Origin of the sequence: Aquimarina sp. AD10 (assembly GCF_003443715.1) — a bacterium.
Lineage (GTDB): Bacteria > Bacteroidota > Bacteroidia > Flavobacteriales > Flavobacteriaceae > Aquimarina > Aquimarina aggregata.
Genome location: NZ_CP031965.1, coordinates 1,499,573 through 1,515,378 on the forward strand (window position 1 = coordinate 1,499,573; position 15,806 = coordinate 1,515,378).

The 15,806-nt window shown below is 32.7% G+C and carries 13 protein-coding genes and 1 tRNA gene; 8 read left to right on the top strand and 6 right to left on the bottom strand.

Going from position 1 to position 15,806, the window contains the following annotated elements; translation table 11 throughout:
* Window positions 1-9 precede the first annotated feature (9 nt).
* A complete protein-coding gene (locus tag D1816_RS06395; RefSeq protein ID WP_118501688.1) occupies window positions 10-2,163 on the bottom strand; it encodes a xanthine dehydrogenase family protein molybdopterin-binding subunit in 2,154 nt (717 codons plus the stop codon).
* A gap of 21 nt (window positions 2,164-2,184) precedes the next feature.
* Window positions 2,185-2,646 (bottom strand): (2Fe-2S)-binding protein, encoded by a 462-nt coding sequence (locus D1816_RS06400; RefSeq protein WP_066308978.1) that lies wholly within the window; start codon window positions 2,644-2,646, stop codon window positions 2,185-2,187.
* Window positions 2,647-2,820: 174 nt separating this feature from the next.
* Between D1816_RS06400 and D1816_RS06405 the strand changes: the two genes are divergently transcribed.
* The 5 genes from D1816_RS06405 to D1816_RS06425 all read left to right on the top strand — a co-directional run bounded on the left by D1816_RS06405 (window position 2,821) and on the right by D1816_RS06425 (window position 7,362).
* On the top strand, window positions 2,821-3,357 hold the full coding sequence (locus D1816_RS06405) for an AAA family ATPase (RefSeq protein WP_118501690.1): 537 nt from the start codon (window positions 2,821-2,823) through the stop codon (window positions 3,355-3,357).
* 2 nt (window positions 3,358-3,359) lie between these two features.
* A complete protein-coding gene (locus D1816_RS06410; protein ID WP_369887287.1) occupies window positions 3,360-5,267 on the top strand; it encodes an ATP-dependent DNA helicase RecQ in 1,908 nt (635 codons plus the stop codon).
* Window positions 5,264-6,211 carry a methionyl-tRNA formyltransferase gene (gene fmt, locus D1816_RS06415; RefSeq protein WP_118501692.1) on the top strand — a complete coding sequence of 316 codons (948 nt, stop codon included), beginning with the start codon at window positions 5,264-5,266 and terminating at the stop codon, window positions 6,209-6,211. Before D1816_RS06410 ends, fmt begins: the two co-directional genes overlap by 4 nt.
* A gap of 187 nt (window positions 6,212-6,398) precedes the next feature.
* Window positions 6,399-6,671: an HU family DNA-binding protein gene (locus D1816_RS06420; protein WP_027391128.1), complete on the top strand. Its 273-nt coding sequence runs from the start codon at window positions 6,399-6,401 to the stop codon at window positions 6,669-6,671.
* 130 nt (window positions 6,672-6,801) lie between these two features.
* On the top strand, window positions 6,802-7,362 hold the full coding sequence (locus D1816_RS06425) for a YqgE/AlgH family protein (protein WP_066308968.1): 561 nt from the start codon (window positions 6,802-6,804) through the stop codon (window positions 7,360-7,362).
* 12 nt (window positions 7,363-7,374) lie between these two features.
* On the opposite strand, the gene D1816_RS06430 is transcribed toward D1816_RS06425, so the two are convergent.
* Window positions 7,375-8,220: an aminotransferase class IV gene (locus D1816_RS06430; RefSeq protein WP_066308967.1), complete on the bottom strand. Its 846-nt coding sequence runs from the start codon at window positions 8,218-8,220 to the stop codon at window positions 7,375-7,377.
* A 63-nt stretch (window positions 8,221-8,283) separates the two neighbouring features.
* The gene (locus tag D1816_RS06435) at window positions 8,284-8,676 is read right to left on the bottom strand and encodes an START-like domain-containing protein (protein ID WP_066308965.1); all 393 of its coding nucleotides are present in this window, start codon (window positions 8,674-8,676) and stop codon (window positions 8,284-8,286) included.
* A gap of 201 nt (window positions 8,677-8,877) precedes the next feature.
* Between D1816_RS06435 and D1816_RS06440 the strand changes: the two genes are divergently transcribed.
* Window positions 8,878-8,951: transfer RNA gene (locus D1816_RS06440), tRNA-Met, on the top strand.
* Window positions 8,952-9,109: 158 nt separating this feature from the next.
* Here the strand turns inward: D1816_RS06440 and D1816_RS06445 are convergent.
* On the bottom strand, window positions 9,110-10,783 hold the full coding sequence (locus tag D1816_RS06445; protein WP_066308964.1) for an endonuclease/exonuclease/phosphatase family protein: 1,674 nt from the start codon (window positions 10,781-10,783) through the stop codon (window positions 9,110-9,112).
* A gap of 1,609 nt (window positions 10,784-12,392) precedes the next feature.
* Here D1816_RS06445 and D1816_RS25970 point away from each other — a divergent pair.
* Window positions 12,393-14,165, top strand: a complete 1,773-nt coding sequence (locus D1816_RS25970) for a hypothetical protein (RefSeq protein ID WP_199729968.1) — start codon at window positions 12,393-12,395, stop codon at window positions 14,163-14,165.
* A gap of 407 nt (window positions 14,166-14,572) precedes the next feature.
* The gene (locus tag D1816_RS06460) at window positions 14,573-15,175 is read left to right on the top strand and encodes a short chain dehydrogenase (protein ID WP_066308955.1); all 603 of its coding nucleotides are present in this window, start codon (window positions 14,573-14,575) and stop codon (window positions 15,173-15,175) included.
* A gap of 67 nt (window positions 15,176-15,242) precedes the next feature.
* Here D1816_RS06460 and D1816_RS06465 read toward each other — a convergent pair whose 3' ends face one another.
* The gene (locus D1816_RS06465) at window positions 15,243-15,746 is read right to left on the bottom strand and encodes a hypothetical protein (protein ID WP_120702457.1); all 504 of its coding nucleotides are present in this window, start codon (window positions 15,744-15,746) and stop codon (window positions 15,243-15,245) included.
* Window positions 15,747-15,806 lie beyond the last annotated feature (60 nt).

Sequence of the window (15,806 nt, forward strand, 5' to 3'; positions counted from 1 at the left end):
TACCCAAATCTACCCAAGAGGGGCTTTAGTTTTCATATGTTTAATAAAGGGTTGTTTATACAAACGAATTCCTTTTGCTGCTTTAATAGCATTGGCAACAGCGGCACCTGCTGGCGGCAATGTAGGTTCTCCTAATCCCGTTGGTGCTATATCGCTCTCAATAAAGTGGGTTTCTACTACAGGAGTTTCATTAATTCTTATTAATCGGTATGTGTTAAAATTTACATCCTGAGGCTCTCCATTTTTAAAAGAAAAATCACCATACATAGCATGACCAACACCATCGATGACACCACCTTCTATTTGGTTCTTAGCTCCTAAAGGATTTACAACGATACCACAATCAACAACGCATGTAACCTTTTTTACTACAGGAATATCATTCTCTAGAACCACATCAGCTACTTCGGCAACATGCGTATTATGACAATAATATGCACTAAAACCTTGATAAACCCCTTCTTTGGCATTACCCCATCCTGATTTATCTACAGCAACTTTTATGACTTTTTCTAATCGTTCAGGAGAGTACTGAATACGCTCATCTGTAGTTCCTTTAACCTTTTGTAATAAATCTAAACGAAGCTGAATACGATCTTTTTCTAAGATTTCTGCCACTTCATCAAAGAAACTTTGTTCTGCAAATGACAAGAAATTAGTATATGGGGCTCTCCAGGCACCCGTAGTAATTTTGCTATTATAATTTGCTACATCAACTTGGTAGTTTTCTACTGCACCTGCAGGAAAGAAATTCGGGATTAATCCATACATATTTGAATTAACAGATGCTTCTTTAAGATGATATCCTGTAATTTCGCCATCTTTTATAGAAGCTGTTATTCTATATTTAATTGCCGGTCTATAAATTCCTGCAGACATGTCATCTTCTCGAGAATACACTACTTTTACAGGTTTTTTTGCCAAATTAGAAATCTCTGCAGCTTCCAAAGCAAAATCCCCATACAATCTTCTTCCAAATCCTCCTCCCATTCTTGTCATGTCGACTGAAACTTCTTCTGGTTTTCTATCTAGTAATTCAGCTACTCGTCTTGCCGTTCCTGCTGGAGTTTGAATAGGTCCTACTAAACGAACTTTATCTGTTGTCACATCTGCAAAGAAGTTCATAGGCTCCATACAGTTATGTGGTAAAAATGGAGATTCATATGTTCTTTCTACTATCTGATCTGCTGCTGCAAAGGCTTTTTTAACATCACCATCAGCTCTCATAGTGTTAAACTCTGAGCCTCCTAAAAGATCTGTTAAAATCTTATCATGATCTTCAGTATTCTCAAGTTTATCATCAGATGTCCAATTGGCTTTTAGTGCTTTCTTCCCTTTCATAGCTGCCCATGTATTAGTGGCTAAAACAGCTACTTTATCTCCGAATTTAATTACATCTTTTACACCATTAATAGCTCTGGCACCTGTATCATCAAAATCAACAAGTTTATTACCAAAAGCAGGAGGTCTTAATACCACAGCATATGACATACCTTCTTCCTTATAATCTAATCCATACAAAGGTTGACCTGTTGTAATTTTTTCTACATCTACATTACTTGCATCTTTTCCTATTATTTTGAAATCTTTTGGTTCTTTTAACGCTACTTTTTCCGGAACTTCTAAAGCGGCGGCTTCTTTTACAACATCTCCATATCCTAAAGTATCACCATTAGTATTGGTAATTACTCCATTTTCTGTTTTACATTCTGATGGTGCTATACCCCATCTTGCAGCAGCTGCATTCACCAACATTTGTCTGGCAGTTGCACCGGTTTGACGTAATGGTTCCCATCCATGTCTTATGGATTGACTTCCACCAGCTACTTGACGCGTAAAATTTTTAGTATCTAAAGCCCCTTGTACGACATGCACTTTATCCCATGACACATCAAGTTCTTCTGCAATAAGCATTGGCATAGAAGTTTTGACTCCTTGCCCTATTTCAGGGTTTGGCGAAAAAATTGTAACCATACCATTGTCGGCTATTTTTATAAATGCATTAAAATCATTAAAGTTCAATTTGGCGATATCAACAGGTGGTGCTACTTCAGGTTTACACGCTTGAAAAAGATTAAAACCAATCAACATTCCTCCACCAGCAAGGGTAGATGTTTTTATAAAGGACCTTCTGCTAAAAGAAGGTGAAACACTTTTCTTCATTTTTTGTGAAATTTAAATTGATTAGCTCATTTTACTAGCTGCAAGTTCTACCGCCTTTTCTATTCTATTATACGAAGCGCATCTGCAAATATTCCCACTCATAGCATCTCGAATTTCTGATCTATTAGGGTTCTTTTTTTCATTTAAAAATGCCGTTGCAGACATTATTTGTCCAGCTTGACAGTAACCACATTGTGGCACATCTATTTCTTTCCAAGCTTGTTGTACAGGATGCGTACCATCTTCAGAAATACCTTCAATAGTGGTAATTTCGCTATCTTCTATCATCGATACCTGAAGTAAACAACTTCTAGTAGCAGATCCATCGATATGCACAGTACAAGCACCACATTGACCGATACCACAGCCAAATTTAGTTCCAACCATATCTAAATGATCTCGAAGCACCCATAAAAGAGGGGTATCCTGATCGGCTTCAATGGCATGAGCTTTTCCATTTATTTTTAAATTATAAACTGGCATGAGTTTTGATTTTTTATGTTTAACTAGTCTAAATAAAGCAATTAACCATGAATTGCTACTTAATGTACTAAAAATTCATTTTAATGATTTCAACTTTAACAGACCTTTATAGTTCTATTAATACTATTTTCAAAATCCCTTTATAATTCCGAGATTTGCATTAAAACCATTCTTTTGACAAACAAGAAAATTGTTATTACTGGCGGGCCATCTACAGGTAAAACTACTATTATAAAACATTTAGAAAGCATTGGAGAAAAGTGCCTTCATGAAATATCGCGGCAAGTTACTTTAGAAGCTCAGGAACAAGGGGTTGAACAACTGTTTCTTGAAGATCCAACTTTGTTTAGCAAAAAACTTCTTGAAGGACGTATTAAACAATTTATCGAAGCTCAAGAACTTATTTCATCACGAATATTTTTAGATAGAGGTATTCCTGATGTACTCGCATACATGAATTATGCTAATGAAATAAATCCTCCTAGTTTCGTAGAAGCCTGTAAAAAACACAAGTATGACACTATCTTTTTGCTTCCCCCTTGGGAAGATATTCATGAAACAGATAATGAACGATATGAAAGTTTTGATCAAGCTTTACAAATACATCATCACCTTTATGAAACGTATACCTCATTTGGATATGATTGCATTGAGGTTCCTTTTGGCAAAGTAGATGTTCGTAGTGATTTCATTATAGAAAATGTTTTATAATTTTGATAAACTCACCTCTTCAAATATTAGAGCAGTACTGGAAACATAACAGTTTTAAACCTTTACAGGAAGAAATAATTAATTCTGTTTTAGAAGCAAATGACACCTTTGCATTATTGCCAACAGGTGGAGGAAAATCTATATGCTTTCAAATACCCGCTTTACTTAAAGAAGGGATTTGTATTGTAATATCACCATTGATTGCCCTTATGCAGGATCAGGTTTCAAACCTCCAGGCAAAAGGAATTAAAGCTATTGCCTTACCAAGTGGTATCAAATACTCTGAACTAGATACCTTACTTGACAACTGTATTTATGGAAATTATAAGTTTTTATACCTCTCTCCAGAAAGATTGCAGCAAGACATCGTTAAAGAGCGATTAAAGCAAATGAATATTAATCTTATCGCAGTTGACGAAGCGCATTGTATTTCTCAATGGGGAAACGACTTTCGCCCATCCTATAAAAAAATAAAAATTCTTAAGGATTTAAAACCAACCGCTCCTGTTATAGCATTAACAGCGTCTGCTACATCTCGAGTAGTTGATGATATTATTTCTGAACTCGATCTTTTTCAAACGAAAATATTTAGACAATCTTTTTTTAGATCTAATTTAGGGTATTGGGTTATTAAAGCTGAAGATAAAATATACAAAATAAATCAGATATTAAATAAATACCCCGGAACTTCTATTATTTATGTAAGAAACAGAAAAACAGCTGTAGAACTAAGTGACTTTTTAAACTCTAGCGGGTCCAGTGCTTCATATTATCATGGGGGCGTAGACGCTATAGAAAAAACAAAAAGATTCAAACTATGGCATAAAGAAGAAATTCGTGTTATGGTAGCAACTAGTGCTTTTGGTATGGGAATTGACAAACCCAATGTACGCACTGTAATACATTATAATATCCCAGAAAGTATCGAAAGTTACTTTCAAGAAGCAGGAAGAGCCGGAAGAGATGGCAAAAAGGCCTTTGCGTTTCTTTTAAAAAACGAAACAGATAACAATAGACTGAACAATCAATTTATAAAAGTATTACCAGATACTGATACCGTTAAAATCGTATATAGAAAATTAAGTAATTACTTTCGAATATCTTATGGAGAAGGTGAACAGTCTATTCATGAATTTGATTTCCATACTTTCTGTAAAACGTATAATATCAATACACTTGTATCTTATAATGTGTTACAGTTTCTTGACCGTTGTGGAGTTATACGATTCACACAGCGATTCACAAAAAAAAGTAGTCTACAAATACTCACCACTGGGAACCAATTATTAACGTATATAGAGAACAACAAAAATTACGAAATAGTGCTTAAGACTATTTTGAGAACTTATGGAGGTATCTTTGATGAAAAAATTGCTATAAATATCCCTGTTATAGCCTCCAAAGTCAATTTAGATGAAAAAGAAGTGATTATGTTATTACAAAAACTTCATACTTCTGAATTAGTCGATTTTAACTATAAGCAATATGATGCAGAAATCATCTTTTTGGTTCCGAGAGAAGATGATCATACAATTAATAGAATTAAACATCATTTAACCGAACAGAATAACGAAAAAATTAAAAAGGTAAATGCAATACTCAAATTCTCAGAAAACATTAGTCAATGTAAAAGTGTACAGTTACTAAATTACTTTGGAGAAAAAGAAGCTAAAGAATGTGGTATCTGTAGTTTTTGTAGTAACAAACAAAAAAATCATAAAAAACACGATATAACTAAAATACAAGAAGATATTATAAGGCTTTTACGAGAAAAAAAATTATCTTCAAGAGATTTGATAGCTATGTTAGCTTATCCAGAAGAAATTATTCTCGACGTTTTACGTGAAATGAATGCACATCAAATAATAAAAATAAATCACAACAATAATTACCAACTACTAAAAAAATGAGAGATTTACGAATCATATTCATGGGAACCCCAGATTTTGCTGTCGATACTTTAAAAACTATCGTTGAAAACAAATACAATGTTGTTGGTGTTATAACTGCACCTGATAGGCCTGCTGGCAGAGGTAGAAAATTAAAGGCTTCTGCCGTTAAGGAATATGCATTAACTAAACATCTAAATATATTACAACCAACAAATTTAAAAGATCCTGATTTTATAAAAGAACTAGAAGCTCTTAAACCAAACCTTAATGTAGTTGTAGCGTTTAGAATGCTTCCAAAGATAGTTTGGGATATGCCAGAATATGGCACATTTAACTTACATGCATCTCTGTTGCCAGATTATAGAGGAGCAGCTCCTATAAACTGGGTTGTTATTAATGGAGAACAAAAAACAGGTGTGACTACTTTTTTTATTGATGAAAAAATAGATACAGGTCATATCATTTTACAAAAGGAAGTGGCTATTGATGATAATGATACCGCTGGAGTACTTCATGATAAACTAATGACAGAAGGATCATTACTTGTATTACAAACTTTAGAATTAATTAAAGAAAACACTTTTACTATAAAAGAACAACCTAAAGAGGCCAAATTTAAAACTGCATACAAATTAAATCGTGAGAATACAAAAATAGATTGGAATGATGATATTAATATCATTAATAACCTTATTCGAGGTTTAAGTCCGTATCCAGCTGCTTGGTGTGAACTACAAAATAATGGTATAACACAAAACATAAAAATATATAATGCAATACCCCTAACAGAAGTTCATAATTTTGAAGTGGGAAAAATTGTGATCGAAGATACTATGATCAAGGTAGCAGTTAACAATGGGTATCTAATTATTACCAAATTACAACTCCCTGGAAAAAAAGCAATGGAAAGTAATGCCCTCTTAAATGGATATACTTTTTACAGAGACGCCAAAATGGCCTGAGGCTAGAGTATAGTTAGGATTTAAAAATCATCAAAAAACTTTATTGTTTATTAACAATCCCCTTGAGTTATCAACAAAACCCTGTATTTACTGGGCTAATCCTTGCACAAATCATAAATCCGTATAAATTTGTAGAGCGTTTAACATAAAGATTGGTTTAACCAACAATTAATTTAAAAACAGAATTATGAACAAAACAGAATTAATCGATGCAATGGCAGCTGATGCTGGAATCACAAAAGCAGCGGCTAAAAAAGCCTTAGAATCTTTTTTAGGAAACGTTGAAGGTAGCCTTAAAAAAGGTGATCGTGTTTCTTTAGTAGGATTCGGATCTTGGTCAGTTTCTAAAAGAGCTGCAAGAGAAGGTAGAAACCCACAAACAGGTAAAACTATCAAAATTGCTGCTAAAAACGTTGTTAAGTTTAAAGCTGGTGCTGATTTATCTAGTTCAGTAAATTAATCAGCTCTTTTCGATATTATTTAAAGCCCTTGATAATCAAGGGCTTTTTTTATTGATTACCAACAAAAACACCAAACAGCTTTGATTATTAGAAATATTTATTTAGCTTTAAGATAATCAAAGCCATCATATGATATCACTTCAACCATCAAAAGGACATCTATTAATTGCCGAACCATCTATAATCGGTGATGTGTCTTTTAATCGCTCTGTAGTACTTCTTGCAGATCATAGCGAACATGGTTCTATTGGTTTTATAATGAATAAACCTCTTGATTATCGATTAGCAGATCTTGTTCCTGAAATTGAATCGGAATTTAAAATTTATAATGGCGGTCCTGTTGAACAGGATAATTTATATTTTATTCATAAAGTTCCTGATCTCATACCCAATAGCGTAGAGATATCTTCAGGAATTTATTGGGGAGGAGATTTTTCTGTTGTTTCTGTACTCATTTCAGAAAACAAAATAACCCCTAATGAAATACGATTTTTCCTAGGGTATTCTGGATGGGATTCTGAACAATTAAATCAAGAGCTTGAAGCCAATTCTTGGGTAATTGTAGAAAATAGTTACAAGAAAAACATATTCGTAAAGTCATATGACACCTTTTGGAAAGAAAAAATGATTGAATTAGGAGGCGACTACTTACTTTGGTCTAATGCTCCAGAAGATCCAACATATAACTAACTACTTTTAATTTTACGTATTCAATCTTATTTTGGTATTTAATATACCCAATAATCGTTTGCTTATTTCTACAGTATACTCCTTTTTCCTAAATTTAGTAATAGGTACAATTCCTTGTATTACATTGGTAACAAATAATTCATCTGCCTTTTGCAATTCAAACGGAGAAATTGAGGCTTCTAGTACCTCATAATCTTTTAGTTCTTTAAGTATTCTCAACAATTGTGTTCTTAGTACACCTTTAAGACAACCATCAACTATTGGCGGTGTTTTTATAGTATTTCCTTTTACTAAGAATAAATTTCCATTTAAAGCTTCGATAATCATTTTATTCGAATTCATCAACAAGCAATTGTCAAACTTATTTTCTTTAGCAAATATACCAGCCAAAATATTGGTTATCTTGTTATTAGTTTTCAAGGTAGAAAGTAAATCTGCCGCTACATAATGATCTTTAAAAAGAGTCACTTCACACAAAGTTTCAGGTATATGATAAAAACCAGAATCTAAGGACGATACGGATATAGAGTATTCTACTTCATTTGATTTTGGAGTATATAAACCACCAGAGATCCTATGTACAATAATTTTGATTCTGGCGGCCTTTTTCTCCAGACCACTCTCTTTTATTAATTCTTTAATTTCTTGTTCTAAAAGCTCCGGAGTAAAACGCATGGGTATTTGCATTCTTAATATACGCATTGAGGCCATCAATCTAAAATAATGATCTTCCCAAAATAAAATATCACTGGCATTTACACGTATAGTTTCAAATACAGCATCTCCATATGCATATCCTCTATTTTTATACAAGCTTTCGTCTGTATCTTTTACAAGATTTCCATTAATATTGATCATAAAAAAAGTCCCATAAAATTTGAATTTCTATGGGGAATAAAAAAGTTAATAAAATAAAGGCAATTATGCTGACCCCAATACTTGCTTAAGGTTGCTTATCATATTATCCCACAGCATTTTACTCTCACTCATCTCATCTTCTTCAGAATAATCGGTTACCATTAAAGAAACATCTTTAGTTATTTCGTCAACCTGTATGCGCAATTCAAAAAAGTAATCGTTTCCTTCATCTTCATCTTCGGTCCATCTAAATTTAATACGCTCACCGCTTTTTTTACTTAAAAGTTTTGCTTCCTCTTCAGAATCATCCCAAATAAACGTGAATAATTCACCTCTCGAATTTACATTATCAGCAAACCATTCTGAGAGGCCAGATGGAGTAGATATATATTGATATAATAGTTGCGGCGAAGACTGTACCACAAATTCAAGTTCATATTTTGTTTTTTCAGACATATCATTAATTGTTGGTAAGCCAATATATAGATTAATTGTCGACTTTAAAAGGACAATGAAAAAAAAATTAATTATGCATTATTGTTTGCGGCATTCCATTTTGTTTTTATATTTGCACCCTCTTAAGGAATTCTTCAAAAAGAGTTCTGAAATAATAGAACGAATAAAAAGGTTTTATTGTTTAAAAAATAAGAGAATTAAGGCGAGGTAGCTCAGTTGGTTAGAGCGTCGGATTCATAACCCGGAGGTCGGGGGATCGTGCCCCCCTCTCGCTACATATGAAAGAAAAAGTCGAGATTTACATCTCGACTTTTTTTATTTTAAGATTAGTGATTCTACTATTCTTCAAATTTTTTTGAACAAATATTAATTAAATAGATGTAAAATAGAGATTCTTTGATTTAATGACACACTTTATTTTGTGCTAAAAGCACTATTTTATAAAGATAAATTCTCTATAAATAGTTCCGTACTCATCCGTAAATTGAAATATATAACCACCTTTTGGGAAATCTCTAATCGAGATTTTAGTATTCCTTTCTGCACTAACGTTAACTCTTTTTTTAATTCGGTTCACCATATCTATAATTGTAACTTCTCCCCTTATATTTTCGTTGCGGGAAAAATTAATATTATCCACTGTAGGGTTTGGCCAAACGTTGAAGGAAAGACTTTCATTTGAAAATCTTGCAGTAGTATCAATCGGACCAGTTTTATCTATTGAGTTGTCAACACGAACATCATTATTTATTCCAGTTTTTAGCGTTAAGTCATCAAAATAACCATCATTAGACGTACCGCTATTTCGCTGACTAAATAAACTCACTTTTATTTTACGAGTACCAACGGGAGCTATTCGTTCATCATTTATTTGTTCCCAATTACTACTAGTGTTTCTCCAATCACTGTCATAAGTATCTAATACAATTTCACTATCACTTATATATGCTACTTTAATTCGACTTCTATCGCGACCACGATATGATCTAGTAAAGCCATTAAATAAAAAGGATTGTTTGCCTGCATCGATAGTGGCTCTATATTTTTCGACATCTATATTCTGATAGATTTCACCCGTACCAGAATTACCTAACCAAAAAAAATAGTCTTTATCTTTAGCATCAGGATAGCCACTTTGCCCTCCCTGAACACGTTTACTGGTCCCTGATACTTGGATCCATGCATCAAGATTACTTTGCTCTGCACTACTTTGTTTTATCAAATTCTCACCGTAGCTTATATTCCCTCCATTATCAGGTTTTGGTATTTCATAGAAAACCATCATTGCTCTATGATCACTAGCATAATTATTTAACAATATTTCTGCTTCATCACCAGTTGGTCCATATCGTACGGCCTTTTTAGCGATAACATTTTCTCCTCGATGATAGATAATATCGATTCGATCATAAACCTCATTTGCTGATCTATTAGGAGTCCATGTATTACCAGGATCTAATATTTCATTAGGGTAAACTATGCGCCATGAATCTTTCAGGCCAATACTAGTTGCGCGTTGACTTGTTGGCCAATTTACTTTCATCATATGAATTCCTTCATCTGCTGCACGTTGTGTCCAATCTAAGTGACTAGGTTCATTAAAATCACCAGTAAAAAAAACTGGAGTTCCAGAAGGCACCATTTTTTGTATCTCATTCACTATTTTTATCATTTGAGCCGAACGTGCTCTATTAGCTGAGTTAATAGCTTTTAATTCTGATGTAATTTGACCATCGCGTATATCATATGGCCCATAGGGATATGATGTCAAATGGGCATTAAAAACAAAAACTTCTAATCCCTCTGGTAGTTTTACTTTAACACCATATGTATTGGTAGAAATAATAGGGTAACGAGAAATAATCGCTTCACTCTGACTATTTGTATGATAATAAAACCCTAAAGAGTTAGCCACACTTCGTGCTGCTCCATACGACTCTTGAATTCCAATAATATCTGCATCAGACGATCTAATAACATCAAGTACTGTTCTAGAACTTGTTGTAAATAATTTATTAAAAGTCATTACTTTCAAAGTACTTTGTCCTTGAATTAGGTTAATAACACAAAGTAATACCAGACTTGATAATACGTATTTTCTTTTCATTTTCACTATAATTAATTAGGTTTTAAGCATAACAGTTTCTCTGTTATATCCTAGTGAAAATATTTTATTTTAAACCTAACTATACTAAGTCTCAATTAAACTTCTGTTAAGTTAAAAGTCGGATTGATTTTATCTATTAAATTACATATCAACTCTATATTAAACTTTATTTCTGATCTTATAGTCTTAATCTAAGGAGGTTATTTACTTTGCTTTGATCATCATTTTTTGATGCTATTTTTTTTATCTTTACTTCTCGTTATAATGCTATCAATTATTACCCCATAATTAGCCTAATTTTATAAGTCATTATGTGGTTTTTAATTTCTATTCTTACCTTGGAGCTTTTAGCAGCTATCGCTGGAACGCTTTACATCAGAAAACGTCGTGTTACTAAACGATCTATACGTTATTTAGTCTATTTTTTATGGTTGACAGTTTTTGTTGAATATGTATTTGGTCTGATGCCTTATTACATAGAACATATCCCCTTATTAGTTAACTTAAAAAATGGATTTTTTTCGACCAATGTATGGGTATATAATGTTTACACTATTATAAGTGGCTTGTTCTACATCTATTTTATAGAACAACAAACACATATCCGGTGGATAAAAGGGTTTTTACGAGTATTAATACTACTCTTTATTTGCATTTGTGGTACCCAATTGGTGACGACGGATGGTTTTTTTGTTGAATTTCATAGATTACTTTATGCATACAATATTCTATTTGTTCTGATCGCAGTGATATTACTGCTTTACGATTACATAATGACTGATGAGATTATACCCATTCTTGACATTAGTATATCTGCGAGTATTGGAATATTTGTGTTTCACACTCTAGAGATACCATTAATAGTATATCGTTATATTGATTCGATAAGTGGCAGAGCTGCTTTTATATTATATGGCTTATTATCTGTAGCATGTCTATTTCTATATGGTCTATGTATTATAGGCTTTATATTAGGTTTGAAAAGAAAGGTGGATTGATTTATCGACTAGTCTTATTCATTATAATGTTATCAATAGAGGGTTATATACCCCAGAATCGATTAGGTAAAAGACTGTTACTGTAAATTTTGTTACGATAGAATCATCAATGATTACTAGTAACTATCAATATTTAACAATTTATTTAGTTTTTATTTCCTCTAGATTATTATATTTAATTCACTTAACGTCAACCACTTATTACCTACATCATATATCAACCCCGTTTTCAAACATTGATTTGAAAACGGTTTTTTTGTGTGCATTTCGAACATAAAAAAAGGTAAAATGTAGGTATATCACTTAGAACAAAAAAATCAAATAAATACTTGCATTAAAACCCTATGTAAGTAGTATTCCCTCTATCTGAATCCAATGGTAATCAGAGTAAACATCGTATCCCTAATTCATTGGTTGATTTCAATGGCTATTGTCATAATCAAAACCCTAAACCTAGACATTTAAAAATATGGTTTGAAACCAATTCTGAATAACATTTAGTAACACTGCAAATATCATAAACATATTAAGTAACGCACTTACTAAAACAAGTAGATCTTAATACAATAGTAAAGGGGGTAATTATTTTAACTTTTAAAACTTACAATATTATGAAAACAAAAAAAACAAGAATTAACACATTTATAGACTGGACTCGTTATCTAGTTTTTATGATCTTATGTTTTGGATATAATGGATGGAGCCAACCTGATATATTCAAACACATTGCCACCACATCAAATATTAGTGGTAACACTACCACGATAGACAATCCTACAACTAACGGAAAACCGAATGCAAAAGTATTTGTTACTCATGATTATGGTTCTGGTCCATATCACACTTCTCCTATTGGTGTCTATTATTCTGGTGGTAAATGGAAAATTTTCAACCAAGACAGAAGTGCTATGACAAATAATACGAAATTTAATATCCTCGTAGGGCCAGATTCTCCAAGAAGAGCTTTTGTGCATTCAGCCACTTCTTCTAACACTAATAGCCATATTACTACCATTGACCATCCAACTACTAATAATAGACCAGATGCTAAAATTATATTAACACAGCATTGGACAGGAACTTATAACCCCCATTCCTTGGGTGTATATTATGCTAGCGGGAAGTGGAGGATCTTTAATCAAGATTTTGCAAGCATGCCTGTAGGAGCAAAATTTAATATCCTTATCAACAATTCCAGAACCTACGTACACACAGCTTCATCTGCTGGAAACAGTCATATCACAATTTTGGATAATTCTCAAAGTAACAATAAGCCCGGAGCTTTTGTTTTTGTAACCAATAACTGGGGAACTAGTGGTCCTTATAATCCTCATGAAGTTGGAGCATGGTATAACGGCAGTAAATGGACATTATATAATGAGGACACACAACCAATCCCTGCAAATGCAAAATTTAACGTAATAGCTTACAATCCCTCAGCTTCAAACTTGAATGGTTATTTTGAGGGTAATGACAATGGTCATTATTATGTTAGACAGGTCGGAAAAAATATATATTGGTTTGGAGAACACCCCTCGGGTAACTGGGCCAATGTTTTTATAGGAGAAGTTAACGGAACTCAAATTCACGGTGAATTTTATGATGTTCCTAAAGGTCGATTTCAAGGAAGAGGAAAACTCATACTAGAAACTAATGTAAGCGAATCTGTAATTTATAAACTTTCTGGTTCTAATTTTGGTGGATCAAGCTGGTCAAAAGAAACGAGACCTTCTAATCTACCAGGTAGTAGAGTTGCAGGTTTTCAATCTAACAGCACCTTAACTGGAAGGTGGCGAGGAAATGATAATGGTTTTTATTATATAAGACAAATCGGCTCTATTGTAGTATGGTATGGCGAACGTAATTTTAGTTCAGGAATACCAACATGGTCTAACATTGCGATAGGATCCCGTTCTGGAAATACAATTAATCTTACTTGGGCAGATGTCCCAAAAGGAAATATTAATAATCATGGAAACCTTACTTTAAGAGTCAACAATATCAATCAACTTTCAAGAACTGCAGGAACAGGAGGCTTTGGGGGATCGTTATGGAATAGAAATAATCGGTCGCTAGTACCTTTATTGGCTAAAAATACTCAGGATATCAAAAGCTCAGTTAAAAAACCATATACCGAATTATCTAATAGCCCTAATCCTTTTTCAGACAAAACAGTTATTAAAATTCCTGATATTGGTACTTATAAAAGTGGAGAACTTTTGGTCGCTAATAGTAAAGGACAAAAAATATTAACTATCCCGATAAGAAAAGATCAGCACGAAGTTTCACTTAAAAAGGAGAATCTAAATCCTGGGGTTTACTTTTACTCATTAATAATAAATGGTAAGATAGTAGGGACACGTAAAATGATTATAATTAATTAGTAGTCTTATCTTTCTCATTGCCTCCTTTACTTTTATATAACAGATAATATAAAAAAAATGAACTATCCAGTACTATTAAATCTGGGTAGTTCATTACCAATCAAAAATAAAAAAAGGTGCAGGTTAGGGCTGCACCGATTAAATCTATATGTTTACGTTAAGGGTTATCCCCTTTTGCAATTTTGACTGGAACAAATTTACGGTAAAACCGTAAATTAACAAAATATTTTGATATTTTTTTTAAAAATATTTTTTTTACTACACTTATTCCTTTGAAAACCAGTCACAATTTCTGTTTTGATAATAATACTAATTCTACCAAATAAAATCCAGATGTAATGATTAACTTAGGTTCTCTTTTTTTTTGACAAAACTCTTATTTAACAACCTAATATTTAAAAAATCATATGAAAATACTAATCATTGGGGGAAACGGTACCATAGGTAAAAAAGTCTCATCATATTTTGCAAAAAAACACGAAATTATTATCGCAGGAAGAAGTAACGGTGATGTAAATGTCGATATTGCCAATAGTGACTCTATAGCGGCAATGTTTGAAAAGCTTGGTAAGGTAGACGCTATACTGTGTATCGCAGGAGAAGCGAAATGGGCTAATTTTAATGAATTAACCGAAGAAGATTATTATATTGGTTTAAGAAGTAAACTAATGGGACAAGTCAATATTGTTCGCATAGGTCAACATTATTTAAATCCAAATGGGTCGATAACCCTTTCTACTGGTATTCTGGCTGATGATCCTGTTGTCAAAACTACTAGTGCTGCAATGGTAAATGGAGGTATCCATAGTTTTGTACAAGCTGTAGCTTTGGAGGTAGAAAACGGAATACGTGTTAATGTTGTTTCTTTAGGAATGGTAGAAGATGCCTATGAAAAATACAAGGATTACTTTCCTGGACATAATCCTGTACCAATGAATAAAGTAGTTAACGCTTATGCAAGAAGTGTAGAGGGAAAAACGAACGGTCAAATTATACGATTTTATGAATAAATCTTTATAAAAAAACCATCTTAAATCTAGATTTAAGATGGTTTTTTTATATTATATTTTTTTAGGACTACATCTGAGCTGATAACGCATTCATTTGTTTTGATTTTACCTGCATATATTGACTTAACTTCTCTATTTCTTCACCAGGTAGCTTATTTATAAGCAAATCATACTGTTTTGTAAGACTATTACTTGCAGAATTTAACTTAAGAAAAGAGTCCATATCACTTGCTTCGACAGCTTTTTTATAATTTGACATATACTTCTCATAATCCCTTATATACTTTTGAACGTCGGCATTCTTTGTACTAGCAGACGTACCAGGGATTCGAACAAGTTTGGTGCTTTTCTTATTTTTTTTAGTTCCGCTCTTTTTAGAACTTTTTTTCTTTGTTGATTTTTTTTTCTTTTGAGATATTGCTTTTTCTTTTAATGCTTCTTCTGCAGCAATAGCAGTAGAATCTACAGCGGTTTCAACAATGTCAACTTTATCCGATTTAGGGTCTTTCTTACATGAAACGACTATCACCAACATTAAGCACAAAAAAGTAGCAAAAATGTTCTTTTTCATAATTTAAATTTTAAAATAATAAATAGCTATCTAAAAATATCTATCTATAACGATAAGGTT

Bases quoted from the DNA above. Each gene is read 5' to 3' on its own strand.
- D1816_RS06465 (WP_120702457.1), bottom strand. From the start codon at position 15,746: ATGAAAAAGAACATTTTTGCTACTTTTTTGTGCTTAATGTTGGTGATA.
- D1816_RS06460 (WP_066308955.1), top strand. From the start codon at position 14,573: ATGAAAATACTAATCATTGGGGGAAACGGTACCATAGGTAAAAAAGTC.
- fmt (WP_118501692.1), top strand. From the start codon at position 5,264: ATGAGAGATTTACGAATCATATTCATGGGAACCCCAGATTTTGCTGTC.
- D1816_RS25970 (WP_199729968.1), top strand. From the start codon at position 12,393: ATGAAAACAAAAAAAACAAGAATTAACACATTTATAGACTGGACTCGT.
- D1816_RS06430 (WP_066308967.1), bottom strand. From the start codon at position 8,220: ATGATCAATATTAATGGAAATCTTGTAAAAGATACAGACGAAAGCTTG.
- D1816_RS06400 (WP_066308978.1), bottom strand. From the start codon at position 2,646: ATGCCAGTTTATAATTTAAAAATAAATGGAAAAGCTCATGCCATTGAA.
- D1816_RS06435 (WP_066308965.1), bottom strand. From the start codon at position 8,676: ATGTCTGAAAAAACAAAATATGAACTTGAATTTGTGGTACAGTCTTCG.
- D1816_RS06420 (WP_027391128.1), top strand. From the start codon at position 6,399: ATGAACAAAACAGAATTAATCGATGCAATGGCAGCTGATGCTGGAATC.
- D1816_RS06425 (WP_066308968.1), top strand. From the start codon at position 6,802: ATGATATCACTTCAACCATCAAAAGGACATCTATTAATTGCCGAACCA.
- D1816_RS06445 (WP_066308964.1), bottom strand. From the start codon at position 10,783: ATGAAAAGAAAATACGTATTATCAAGTCTGGTATTACTTTGTGTTATT.
- D1816_RS06395 (WP_118501688.1), bottom strand. From the start codon at position 2,163: ATGAAGAAAAGTGTTTCACCTTCTTTTAGCAGAAGGTCCTTTATAAAA.